The sequence below is a fragment of the Pantoea sp. BS_8 genome (genome assembly GCF_041954965.1).
GTDB classification, from domain to species: Bacteria; Pseudomonadota; Gammaproteobacteria; order Enterobacterales; family Enterobacteriaceae; genus Pantoea; species Pantoea stewartii.
In genome coordinates, this window is record NZ_JAVAXU010000011.1 from 145,223 (window position 1) to 157,115 (window position 11,893).

At 51.4% G+C, this 11,893-nt stretch carries 15 protein-coding genes and 2 pseudogenes; 3 read left to right on the forward strand and 14 right to left on the reverse strand.

Annotation, left to right across the window (positions count from 1 at the left end; translation table 11 throughout):
* Positions 1-157: 157 nt before the first annotated feature.
* Positions 158-553: pseudogene (locus RAC65_RS18350) on the reverse strand (phage tail protein); the annotation flags it as partial.
* 127 nt (positions 554-680) lie between these two features.
* Between RAC65_RS18350 and RAC65_RS18355 the strand changes: the two are divergent.
* Both RAC65_RS18355 and RAC65_RS18360 read left to right on the forward strand, forming a co-directional pair.
* Positions 681-1,379, forward strand: coding sequence for a hypothetical protein (locus RAC65_RS18355; protein ID WP_367143631.1), 699 nt, complete (start codon positions 681-683; stop codon positions 1,377-1,379).
* 20 nt (positions 1,380-1,399) lie between these two features.
* On the forward strand, positions 1,400-1,840 hold the full coding sequence (locus RAC65_RS18360; protein WP_367143630.1) for a hypothetical protein: 441 nt from the start codon (positions 1,400-1,402) through the stop codon (positions 1,838-1,840).
* Here the strand turns inward: RAC65_RS18360 and RAC65_RS18365 are convergent.
* From RAC65_RS18365 to RAC65_RS18375, 3 genes and pseudogenes are all read right to left on the reverse strand, one after another.
* Positions 1,837-2,019, reverse strand: coding sequence for a tail fiber assembly protein (locus RAC65_RS18365; RefSeq protein ID WP_226374748.1), 183 nt, complete (start codon positions 2,017-2,019; stop codon positions 1,837-1,839). The two genes, RAC65_RS18360 and RAC65_RS18365, sit on opposite strands and share 4 nt — an antisense overlap.
* 523 nt (positions 2,020-2,542) lie before the next feature.
* Positions 2,543-2,830: pseudogene (locus RAC65_RS18370) on the reverse strand (DUF1493 family protein); the annotation flags it as partial.
* 548 nt (positions 2,831-3,378) lie between these two features.
* On the reverse strand, positions 3,379-3,570 hold the full coding sequence (locus RAC65_RS18375) for a toxin-antitoxin system HicB family antitoxin (protein WP_054633078.1): 192 nt from the start codon (positions 3,568-3,570) through the stop codon (positions 3,379-3,381).
* A 137-nt stretch (positions 3,571-3,707) separates the two neighbouring features.
* Here RAC65_RS18375 and RAC65_RS18380 point away from each other — a divergent pair, with 137 nt between their 5' ends.
* Complete coding sequence (locus RAC65_RS18380; protein WP_375097011.1) at positions 3,708-4,238, forward strand: hypothetical protein; 531 nt, start codon at positions 3,708-3,710, stop codon at positions 4,236-4,238.
* Positions 4,239-4,612: 374 nt separating this feature from the next.
* Here RAC65_RS18380 and RAC65_RS18385 read toward each other — a convergent pair whose 3' ends face one another.
* From RAC65_RS18385 to RAC65_RS18430, 10 genes are all read right to left on the reverse strand, one after another.
* Positions 4,613-4,834 (reverse strand): ogr/Delta-like zinc finger family protein, encoded by a 222-nt coding sequence (locus RAC65_RS18385; protein ID WP_033739904.1) that lies wholly within the window; start codon positions 4,832-4,834, stop codon positions 4,613-4,615.
* Positions 4,835-4,907: 73 nt separating this feature from the next.
* Complete coding sequence (locus tag RAC65_RS18390) at positions 4,908-6,065, reverse strand: contractile injection system protein, VgrG/Pvc8 family (RefSeq protein WP_375097012.1); 1,158 nt, start codon at positions 6,063-6,065, stop codon at positions 4,908-4,910.
* Between the two features lies 1 nt (position 6,066).
* Positions 6,067-6,570 (reverse strand): phage tail protein, encoded by a 504-nt coding sequence (locus RAC65_RS18395; RefSeq protein WP_033739905.1) that lies wholly within the window; start codon positions 6,568-6,570, stop codon positions 6,067-6,069.
* A 6-nt stretch (positions 6,571-6,576) separates the two neighbouring features.
* Positions 6,577-8,643, reverse strand: coding sequence for a phage tail tape measure protein (locus tag RAC65_RS18400; protein ID WP_375097013.1), 2,067 nt, complete (start codon positions 8,641-8,643; stop codon positions 6,577-6,579).
* Entirely contained in the window at positions 8,636-8,758 is a 123-nt protein-coding gene (locus RAC65_RS18405; RefSeq protein WP_013027268.1) for a GpE family phage tail protein, read from the reverse strand. Before RAC65_RS18405 ends, RAC65_RS18400 begins: the two co-directional genes overlap by 8 nt.
* Positions 8,759-8,790: 32 nt before the next feature.
* A complete protein-coding gene (locus RAC65_RS18410; RefSeq protein WP_375097014.1) occupies positions 8,791-9,087 on the reverse strand; it encodes a phage tail assembly protein in 297 nt (98 codons plus the stop codon).
* Between the two features lie 54 nt (positions 9,088-9,141).
* Positions 9,142-9,654, reverse strand: coding sequence for a phage major tail tube protein (locus tag RAC65_RS18415; RefSeq protein ID WP_033739911.1), 513 nt, complete (start codon positions 9,652-9,654; stop codon positions 9,142-9,144).
* Positions 9,655-9,666: 12 nt separating this feature from the next.
* Positions 9,667-10,836, reverse strand: a complete 1,170-nt coding sequence (locus RAC65_RS18420) for a phage tail sheath protein (RefSeq protein WP_375097015.1) — start codon at positions 10,834-10,836, stop codon at positions 9,667-9,669.
* Between the two features lie 101 nt (positions 10,837-10,937).
* Positions 10,938-11,231: a YciI family protein gene (locus RAC65_RS18425; protein WP_375097016.1), complete on the reverse strand. Its 294-nt coding sequence runs from the start codon at positions 11,229-11,231 to the stop codon at positions 10,938-10,940.
* A gap of 12 nt (positions 11,232-11,243) precedes the next feature.
* A complete protein-coding gene (locus RAC65_RS18430) occupies positions 11,244-11,822 on the reverse strand; it encodes a recombinase family protein (protein WP_033739914.1) in 579 nt (192 codons plus the stop codon).
* Between the last annotated feature and the right edge of the window lie 71 nt (positions 11,823-11,893).

Below are 11,893 nucleotides of genomic sequence, written 5' to 3' on the forward strand. Positions count from 1 at the left end.
TGAACGCAGATACAAAAAGCATACTTTCGCGAGCTTTCAGTGAAGTAATCATTACTTTCTGTCGTTATGCGTAAAAATCGGCACCTTATTAGTCTGGCCCGGCGAGACGATCATCCCCGCTATGCTTTCGTACGTTTTGAAGGTGCACCTGCTACGCGATCCTGGCGAGCGCGATCGCCATTTCCAGCGAGTTAAGGCCCGGCACGCCGAGCTGATTCTGCGCTTAACCGGACTTTCATTACAGTGTACTGGTCGTTTTCGTAAGTGGTACCGATGATGCTTGAGATGGTTTCCGCTTCGGTCGCACCCACGGCAACGCGCACCAAGACATTAACCGATTTGGCCTGGTCGACAATCGCCTGCTAACGTGCATTTTGCCCCGGCTTTGGCGATACCACCCTACACGTTAGCAAACAATACCGGCGTATTCAGCGGTAGTGTCGGCGTCCCAGGCGGTACAGACCAGCCCAATAATCGCGGTAGAGATGATGGAAATGGTGCGAGTGCCATCCATGATTTCGACGATGCAGATACCATGACAGTAATCAGACATCTGATGCCCCCGTAAAATGGATGTGCTCAGAGTGTCAGGTCAGGCGATGCCGTTTATACAATTAGGGTTTGTTGAAGAATGATCGGGCATTTACTCGGGAATGATCGCTTTGCCTTCCTGTGGCACTATGAGCAGCCATCATCAAAAAGAGGGAACGAGAATGATCTCAGGAAGAGCAGAAAGACAGGAACCTGGACGGTATTACACTTTTGAGTCAAGATTGCCCCCCGGAGAATTTTTTGAGCTTCGGCCACAACATCTACCACGCAATGCTCAGCCGGTGCTTGATGAAACAAGCGGTATGTGTATCGGCTACACCGTGGCTCAGGCTCCCGGCCTCTGGCAAATTTATGATGCACAGGGCCATTTTGTCCGGCTTGAAGAGGCTCCGCTTGAAACGCCGTTGTTCGATCCCACTGATATTGCACTGATTGCTTTTGGTGTTTTCCGCATTCTCCGCACTGGCCGTGCTTTATTTGAAGCGGGTACGCGAACAGCCATTACAGCAAAGCTTGGCCAGGGAACGATTTCATTTTTGCGCGCCCGGTTTAAACTCGGCTTATCTGTACGCAACCTGAAAATGACCGAAACGGCTGCTAAGCACATGTATGAAACGGATCGGTATGTTCCTTTACATATTCAGGAAAAAGCTATTCGTTTTGGTAAGCGAACGGCCGATCCCCGGAAAGTTAAAGGCCTGTACAGATACGAAATTGAGATGTACAAGCTTTATCGTAAGAAGGCCACTACTGAGTATAAAAAATACACACTCGAAGTTGTGGTAAGAGAGTCCGACTGGACAATCACCCACTTTATGTATTTTTAAAAACCGACAGGAACGCATCAATGTTTGATATTAAAGACGAGAAATTTACGTTTACGGTTTCTCCTTTTGAAAGAGTGGTCGATAACGACATTGACCCTGAACATCATCGCTGGGACTGGATAAAATCTTTTGTTGAATTTTCTGTTCCTGGCCTGAAAGCACAGTTTCAAACTGAATTTACGGTAGGTGAGCTACTGGAACTACGTGAGCAATTTGCAGCGCACCATAACGCTTTAATTGCTCAACGTGAGATAAAGCCTTTCGAGTTTCAAAGCCAGTGCCATCAACTGAATATGATAATCAGGAAAGTAACCGGCGAAGAGGGTGTAATTATTGAATATAACCTTCGTCCTGAAGCGCATGCTGACAGCGCTCAGGTGAAAGGTGATTTCGGCATCAATGAGAGCTACTTCCCAGATATTTTAAAACGGCTGGATGAGATGATTGAATGGCAAAATTAAGCCTTCCCGCCTCTAAAATTTTCCTGATAGTCCCCGCTGTAACGGGGATGTTTCTGTTTAGGCTTTCCCGGCCAACTAATATCCGGTGCCGTTAAGGTCTCCACGCGGTAGGTTCTCCATTGCTCCAGTAGCGCTTTCTCGCTCTCCATGGCGATGCCCAACTCGTCCGCATCCTGCAAGGGCGGAATAACGTATTACACCTCACATTACGCTAAGAATGGCACACTTTGACCTACTCACATTTCCCCCATGAGTTTGCGCGGACCAGCCACTGTAAAACAGGTCCGCAGATCCTATACGCTTTCCTGGATTGCTTTCGCTCAACGTTTTCAGCTTTGGCAAAATTTTGCTCTCAGTGCGTTGGTAACGCATACAGAGCGTACAGCAGGTATGCTATTTTTTTAACCTGACAAAATATCGGTAGATTTTTTTTGCCAGACAGATAGCGACAATGCCCAGCAAAATCGATGTTATACCGAGAAAAAACATTAACGAAAGGAGATGGCTAAAAATCCCGCCCAGGCTTGTGAAATCGCTGAGTCTGACGAGTTGTTCTGGGGTTAGTGTACGAACCATTATTTCCGGAAGAATCAGAAAACATATAATGACTGCTAAAATATAAATCGTCTTATTTTTTCCCTTTTTCATTATTTTCCTGTCTGAGTTTGAGGGTAAGGTATTTTCTGTTTTTGATTTTTCTTCATCCGTCCAGTGACCTGCTCGGGCCGAGTCAATCAGTAATTGAATGGTCAACGCCTTTTCTGCTTTGCCATTATCTTCAGGAAAATAGCGAGTGAAATTGATTTCATCTAAATTAATCGAAAATTTCTCTGTGAATTCCTCTATTAAATCATAGGCATCTAACGGGTCCATTCGAAAATCTTCATTAAGATCGGTATTATGTTTGAGCGGATACCGCTTAAAGGTAAATATGCTTCGACCATTGTAAGTCTCAACAAGATCGAGTACTGCTTTTTCTGTCTCGTCCATTATCGTAGTCTGCTCTTCTTTCTGGCAATATTATTTTATTTGAATGTTATCTCATAGCTAATCTTGTAAGCGTACAACTTAGATTGCTCATTCATTTATAAGGACCTTACATCCTGATTATTTACTTTGAGCAAGTCAATATGGGTAAGTCCCGATTCACTGAACATCATATTACAGATAAATATTGAAACTTCATGGTGTTTTGAAAATCGCCATGAAAAAGATTATACGGTTGAGGTTAAACCCACTTACTGTATCTTACATAAAGATAAGCAACGATACCGACCCAGACAACCACAAACCCCATTGGGTAAAATGGAACGAATCGCACAATAAAATAAGCACCAACAACACTGACTATAATCGGTACAAGATAGAAAAAAGATTGCAGTAACCATACAATAAAAAGCTTCATTTACTCACAACTCCATCAAAGCCTCAGCTATTTTATCAAACTTGTAATGGCCAAATTAAAAACTTCACAATAGCGAAATTTAGCTTTTTTTCATTTACCACACATATAATTAACTCAATATTTCACGCACAAATTACCCCTCCGGCTCAATTCCCCTTGCCTTTAATGCCTCTCTCGCCAGGTTCTTCAGCCAGCTTGCCAGACTAATTCCTTCTTCAGTTGCAACCGCATCGAGCTGTTTTTTCAAGGCCGGATCAATGCGCATTTTAAATTGTGGAGACTTGCCTCCACCTTTTGGTTTTTTTTCACGCATTATTATTGACATGTGGCCACCTACTCCCTCAGTTTAACCTCATAAAAGACCACACTAACATGAGGCCTTTTGTAAGAGCAACGCCCCGGCAGTGCAGCAACACATACCGGAGCGTCTGACCACAACGTTCACTCTAAAGGAACAACGCTATGGCTAACACCGATAGTAACACAACCGCCCATCATCAAATCTTGGACATTCAGCCAGTTATCGAATCTGCGATCTCAAACCTCTTGAAAACGCCGCTTGGCACCACGCACGATCTGTTTCAGGTGCTGTATACGTGCGTGCGCTATGTGGATGCCCTGATTGAATGTCACGATATCACCGCTCGTATGGCACTATGCGGCCGTCTGCTCGCTGCACTGGAAGTCTTGAAAGTTCTGTTAGACAAGCCACTGCCAGAACACCTGATTAAACGCCTCACGCTGGAGAAAGGTAATGACAAAGCCTGTCGCCGCGGTTGTTCGATAGATTCGGAAGAGATGCGGCAATATTGCAGCGCATTGACGTTAGTGTTTCTGAATCAGCCGGCTTCTACAGACTTGCAGAAACACATCACCGGCTTGTTATTCCAGATGATTAACATCATGACTGATGACTTAACCGCGCCGCGTTTTGTGCAAACAGCGTCGGGGCTGGTGATGATCGATAGCAAACTTACAGATAGCGTTCATTAATTCCGGCCCTTTCCCTTCTTCCCTTTGGAAGAAGGGAATTCGCATACCGAATTCAAATCCCAGCGCGGACTTACTCTTAGTACCAAAATACTTTATCACCCCTGCGTTTTCTTCTGGCGAAAATCGCCACGCTTTTTCTCTCTTCACCGGAAGCCTGTTTTGCCTGACTCATATCAGTAAAATCTTTTTATTCCGTACAGTAATTGCCAGTGTCCCCAAGGGCCCCGGCCCTCACCACCGTACAGTTATTAACAGAACTCCCAGAGGCCGCTGTCGCGCCCTTAAACGTCAACGGCTCGCTGGCCTTCAGCCTGATCTCCCAGCGATCCCATCCGGGCCGCAGCCATAAAAAAACCCGCTTTCGCGGGTTGGGCTTACAGCAACTGCGGTGACGGGTTATTGCTGCCTTTCGCCATCACCGGCACGGTATTAATCTGCGCCGGTTCGACGATAATCCCGGATACGCTCTCCAGGGTTTTAAAGGTACAACTGCAGTTAATGTTCTGGCACTGGTGATAACGTTCTTTCGTCTCTTTCGAAACGTAACGGCTGCTTTTCGTATGGGCGGCGGTCTGACATTTTGGGCAATGCATCATAGTTGTTCTCCTCTCTGGCATAGTGCAACATTAGCCAAAGACTAAACAAAAAGCAACAATAATTAGACTTAATCTAACCCGCTTGATTTTCTACTAAGATGTAGTCCACGTTTTCAGTCATCAGCTCCAGGTTCAACTGGGTGGTAAAGCCACTTTTATCGAGGGTATGCACGATATTGGTAATCAGCCATTTTTGATTATCGATGACCGATTTAAAACCTTGAGCTTTGACCGGCGTTTCAGGAATCAACTCCGCAGCACCCAGCGCCAGTAGGATCTTCAGCGTAGCCCGATTGCGTTGCAGTTCCTGCCACTTTGCCTTAGCCGCCTCCTCTGCTTCCTCCTGGCTACTGAAGTGCGTATTCAGTACATACAGCTTCTTATTGCTGCCAAAAACATAGGTTTTTCCCGGGTCTTGTTGCCCGATTGTGGGGATGTTTTTGGCCGCGGGATGGACAGGGTTCACCGCCGGTGTTGCTGGCGGTATCGTGTTGACGGTTACCCCTTTCTGCTGCGCCTTTTTCTGATCGTACCATTTTGCTTCTACGCCACTGTAATCGTCGCGCTTAAACAATTTGTACTCATACTTATCGCCATCCTGTCGGTTCAGATTCAGGAGTGAAATCGGCTTTCCGCTCACGGTCACGCCCTGCCCGGGGGCAAAGAACTGCAGCATTTCTTTTTTAATTGTCGCCACCGCGCCAACCAGCATAGCCAGACGAGTAATAAATGTGCCGTCCGTTTCCTGTGTTTGATCGAGGTGCTTAATCTTTTTCTTAGCTATCTCCTGCGAAACTTTCCACTTGAGGTTATTACGTTTCGCGATTTTTTCCACGGCCTCGCCAACCGTCATGTCTGGATATGAATCAGTGATTTTAACATCGAGCGAACCGCTAAAATCGGCGCTTCGGGCGACCACCGTTATCGTGTCCGGCGCGCCCCGGTAGGTGACCTCATCAATGAGGTAGATGCCTTTATTTGCAAGCGGCTGTCCTTTCCAGCCAATCTCCAGGGCGACTTTTGCGCCAAAAGGCGGCATGACCAACTGGCCGTCGCTGTCGTCCAGCGTCAGCTCCAGTTGATCGGCCTGTAAGCCACGGTTATCCGTTAACTTCAGAGAAATCAGCCGTGGGCGAATATCTTCCGTTTTATCCTTCGTCTCAATTTTGATATTGAAGTCCGGCGTCGGCGCAACGCGCAGAGGCACCGGAATCGGGGCGATATCGCTCATCTCAGCGCCCTCCGCTCAGCGCAGAGGTAACGCTGTTGATGACAGAACCCACCCGTTGCGCTGCGTCACTGGCCCGGTTTTGCAGTTCTTCCGCCTGCCTTTTTAAGTCGCCGAACATGCTGGTCAATGAATCGTCTACCCGCAACAGGTTGAGGGTAAAGCCTATCTTGCGCGCGCTGCCGTCGCTGTAGAATTCGGTATGCGTGGCCGAGAAATCTGTTACGACAAACATGCCGTAAATAATGCCATTGCCGCCAATCAGCGGCCACGCCAGGCCTTCATCGGCCATCGCCTTCAGTGCCAGCAACGTGACATTGCCGCCGGTGATTTCAGGCCGGAGCTCGCCAGACAGGGTGATTTTATCGTCACCGGCACCCAAAAACTGGGTCGACTCACGTCGCCCTACGCGACTGTTTTTTGCCCAGCGATAGCCCACGTCATGCTTCAGATTGTCGAAGGGAAGGGTTTGCCGTACAAACGGCATCATGCCTAATATCATCATCATGGTGAATTAATCCCGGCTAAACATGGAGTTATAGCTGCTATCAGCCGTGGACCACGGCGATGCCGTGGAATACTGTGCAACGGCCTGTCCAATCGCCTGGGGGTCTCCTGTCGCATAGATGTTGTTGGTTACGGTGTGCTGACGGTTATCCACGTTTGAATTGTTAACCGAAGGCAAAGGCTGATTGAGCGTGCTGTTAAGGCTGGCGCGCGATGCGGCCGGACGGGCATCCGCGTTATCCTCATCCTCGTCATCCTGCTCGCGCATTTTGGGCGGTGGCAGCTTGTCTTTCACCTTGTCAGATTTCTCATCGATGATGCCAAGTTTGCCCAGTACCCAGTCAATGCCGCCCCGCAGTTGGTTAAGGGCTTCACCAGGCAATTTCAGTGCTGTCGCCAGCATGTTGCCAAAGCGCTGTCCCATCTCACCTGCTGAAGCCAGTTCCTGCTGAGAAAACTTCACGGGTTCCAGCAGCTTCGAGAACCAGGCGCCCAGCTCGGACACTTTGTTACTGAACCAGTCAAATACCGGCTTCAGCGGCGCGAACGCGTCGCTGATCGGTCCCATCGCCGCGCTGAAACCTTCAGCAACGCCGCTGATAAAAGCGCTAATCGGTTCCCAGTACTGGTAAACCAACATGGCGCCCGCCGCGATAGCCGCGCCAAGCAAGACCACCGGTAGCGTAATCGCCCCCAGCGTGGCCGTAATCGCGCCACCGATGATGGCAAACGCGCTGCCCAGCAGCTCCACACCCGCCATGATGGTGCTCAGCCCGCTAATGACGGGCCAGGCAATGTTCCCCACGCTGGCCAGTGAATCCACCAACGTCAGCCCACCGGCCGCCAGCGTCAGCAGGCTGTCCGAGAGCTGGGGATTGATATTCATGACGCCGGTCAGGACGGACTGTACGGACAAGCCATCCTGAGTGATAGCCTGCAGGCTGGTATCAACCGACGCGTCTGCGGCTGGCGGCTGGGCAGCGGGCGCCTGAGACAGCTGATCCAGTCGGCCACTGGCTGCGCCCTTCATCAGCACTGCGGCAGGGGCGGCACCCTGTTCACCAAAAATGGCCTGCAGATAAGCGGCTTGTTGAGCTGCGTCGAGTTTATTTTTCTCAAACGCCGCCTGTACCTGACCGAGCACCGCGAAAATGGGCTGGTTGTTGCCCTGTTCGTCAGCGGTTTGCACATTCAACGCTTTCAGAGCGCTGTCTGCGCTGGCGTCCGGTGCCTGAACATGCGTCAACATGGCGCTGACGCCAGCACCGGCCTGGCTGCCCGTCATGCCGTTTTCTGCCAGAACGCCCATCATGGCCGCGGTCTGACCGACGCTAAGCCCCGCCTGTTTTGCCACCGGGCCTATACTCGCCATCGCCTTGTTGAGTTCAGTGATATCGCCTGCGCCCTGCCCACCCGATTTTTCCTTGCCGTTATTCGCGTCGCCAGGGGATAAGTCATCAATGACTTTTCGGCCCTTCTCAACAAAGTCTTTGGCCTTCGAACTGGCACTTTGCACGTTATCTGCCAGCGCCATGCCGGCACGGTAGCGATCGCGTATGCGGTTGAGCTTGTCCTGACGTTGATTCAGCCGATCCATGGACTGACCCTGCGCATTGAGGGTGGATGTCGTCTGCTCGGCTTGTTGGTTCAGCTTCCGGCGCTCACTGCTCAACCGGCGCGTGGAAATCCCGGCGTCATTCAGCGCCTGGCGTTGCTCCTGTACCGACTGACGCAGCTGGATGTTTTTTTGCTGCAGCGCGTTAGCCGACTGACGCAGCTTATCCAGCGCCTGCGTTTGTTCCGCGGTGGGGTTTTGGGTGTTTTTTAGTTGAATGGCGAGTGCTGCCGCTTCTGCCCGGGTATTTTTAAGATTTTGCTGGGTCAGCGTCAGTTCTTTGCGCGTCGCACGGAACCCTTCAATCTGCGCGGATTTAGCGTTGAGCGCATCCAGGTGGTCCTGCGTTTCCTGGATATCCGCAGACAGTTTTTCTGTTTCTTTACGCACGGCACTGAACGGGCGCGTCGCCCGATCAACCGCTTCCAGCAGCACTTGCAGCTTGAGCGTGTTACTCATCTGAGGTTACTCCACTGCGGATCATCACTCTATGCCGCCAGTCGAGTAACTCTTCCAGCGACATGGGATACATTTCTGAGGGGGGCCAGTGAAAAACGCTGGCAATATCGGCCATCAGATCATTGACCGTCATATCGCGGGGCCAGCTTACGTGGCCGATTTCGCTGACAAAAAACCAATCACCTTGCCGCCCAGGGCAATCAGGTCAACCGGGTCCAGCGCATTGCATTCCGCTTTGGTCAGCGAAGGCATCGTGATGCGAGGCAGCACCATCAACAGCGCATCCACATCGGACGAGGCCAGCTCGGCCAGTCGTACACCGCGCAGTGCGCCGGCGTTCGGTTTGACCAGCTCGATCTGGGCGATCACTACATCACCGCGTGAAATCGGGCTTTCCAGCACCACCAGGTTGTCTTTCTGTTCCGGCTTATCCAGCTGTTCCATTTTTTCTCCATCTCAATCAAGAGGGACCAGCGCAGAACGCGCTGGCCTTTGTTATTACACCAGGCCGAGATTTTTACGGCGCTGTTCCAGACGATCGACGCCGTTGACCTTCTCCACCATGTTGACGGTGTCGATTTCAATCAGCTCTTTGCCATTCCAGGTCAGTTTGAAATAGGTATTTTTGCTGGTGACTTTGGTTTCGGCGTTTTCACCCTGCTTGGCTTCACCGAAGTCAAACGCCTGGTGCTTACCGCGCACTTCAATTTCAACGGCAATCTCTTCGCCGGTGTCATCGCGCTGATAAGAACCGGTAAAACGTAACGGAACGTTGGCCGTTGCGCCCCACTGGCTGAGTACCAGCTCATCCATACCGCCCAGCGTCCACTCCATATCGAGCGCCGCATCGTCCAGGCCGTTATCGATAAACGCGGCGCCGTTCATGCCGCCTGCTCGATAGGTATCCAGCTTGCGTGACAGCTTCGGCAACGTAACGGCGGTTACAATGCCCTGATAGCTGTTTGAATCATTAAAGAGGTTTAACCCCTTGAGTTTACGTGGCAGTGCCATTTATCCGGCTCCTTAGCTGTTTACGGATGCGGCGAAGTTCGCCAGATAGGTATCAGTGATGCGCTGACGCAGCGTCAGATCTTCCAGCGGGGGCACCGGTGTGTAGTCGTAATCGATAAACAGTTTGCCCGCCTTCAGGCTCTCTTTATCGTTCGCGCTTTCGTCGTACCAGCAGTTCGCACCCAGCAGATAACCAGCGCTGACCAGTTCACGGAACTTCGCGTTGATGCCGGCGATGATTTCGCGTACCAGCACTGGCGTCAGCGGTTTATCGTTGGCCCACATGTGCGCTTCCGCCATGGTATCGGCCAGCACCTGCGCTGAACGGGTGTAGTTCTCAAACGCGAAAAGCGGATCGTCGCTACAGGTACGGTTGCCCCAGAAACGGAAGCCGTCTTTGCGGATTAGCGTGGTGACGCACTTCTCATTCAGCAGATCGGCATCGGTGCCAGTCTGTTGCAGATCCCAGAAAACGTCTGCAGAGATGCCGGTTACGCCATTGACGCCCACGTTGGACAAGGTTTTATGCCAGCCCATATCGTTGTCAATTTTGGCGCGCAGGCCCAGCGCACGTGCGGTGGCATAAGCCATTTCAGATTTGCTGGTCGCGGTGTTCCAGGCAATAAAGTCTGGCCAGATGACCATCAGCTCACGCTGGCTGAAGTTTTCGCGGTACTTCATGGCATCAGAGATGGTTTTGCTGTTCCAGGCGGACACGTAAGCAAAGCCACGCAGCTGCTGCGCAATGCTGGCCAGCGCGGTCGCCACTTCCAGCGAATCCAGCCCTGGCACGCCCAGAATACGTGGCTTAACACCCAGCTGAGTTTGCGCGCTGAGCAGCGCCTTCATGCCGGTGTATTTACCGTTCGCGTCTGTCGAGCCAATCAGGTTAGAGGTGGTTTCCGCCTGACTCGCGCCTTCTGCTACGCGAACCACGACAGTTACCGGCTTCGCCTGGTCAGCAATCGCCTGCAGCGCGGCCGCCAGGGTGCCCTGGGTACCGGCTTTGCCGATGGCCGCCTGCACGTTGGTCAGCAGAACAGGTGTGTTAAGAGGGAACGCCGTTGCATCAGCATCTTCTGCGGTGCAGATCATGCCAACAATGGCGGTTGAAACAGTCGAGATGGTGCGTGTGCCGTCATTAATTTCGACGACGCGGACACCGTGATGAAAATCAGACATCTGTAGCACTCCGTGTTGAGGGTGTGCTCAGAGTGTCAGGTCAGCAGAAAGGATGCATGCGATTGCGGTTTGCTGGCGCGTGGCTAAACAACGGCGATAATTTACAAGGTAACAGGGCTGTCAAAAGCCTTGCTCCAGAGCCGGATATCCACGTTTTGACGCAGCCCCTCTTGCCATAACGGGTCCTGCTTCAGGAGGGTTTCAACGGCTTCTTTGGATGCGGCTTCCACAATCCATAACGCATCATCGGGATGGGCCGTGGCATGCTCTCTGAGGGAGCCCGCAATCAGTACGCCTGACCTGACGCTTTCCAGCCACTGTAGATGAGCGTCCATATAGATTTTACGGATATCAGCCCGGTCGGCACGATCGTAAAAGCGCACGGCAAATAACATCGCTTATTCCTGTTAGTTACTACTGTGATCGGTGGGTTTAGCGGCGTTGACTGGAAGATAGCGATACAGGGTTTTGACAGAAATATCCAGCACCAGCGCCACCTGGTAACGTGTGGCGCCGTTCGTCAGCATTCTTTTTGCCCGCTCCACGACGTCCGGCGTCATAATGCGCCGCCGCCCACCAATGCGTCCTTTCTCTCGCGCAGCGGAGAGGCCCGCTCGCGTGCGTTCAACGATCAATTCACGCTCCATCTCCGCCAGGGCGCCCATCACATGAAAGAAAAAACGCCCCATCGGCGTGCTGGTGTCGATGCTGTCCGTCAGGCTACGGAAATTGACTCCACGTTCACGCAGCTCCTCAGTGAGCATGACCAGATGACGCATGCTGCGGCCAAGCCGATCCAGCTTCCACACCACCAGAGTATCGCCTTCTTTTAACGTCCTGAGCGCCCGCTTTAGGCCTGGTCGTTCGCTGGTCTTACCGCTGATTTTATCCTCAAAAATCTGTTCACAATTTGCACTCTGCAAGGCATTCCGTTGTAAATCGGTGTTTTGGTCATTTGTTGACACCCTGACATAGCCAATCAGCATCATTTTTCCTCTGGTAAAAGGTGGGGAGTTTGCCATTGCGTAGGTTACAGGGGCCAGGGGTTTGTTTCGCG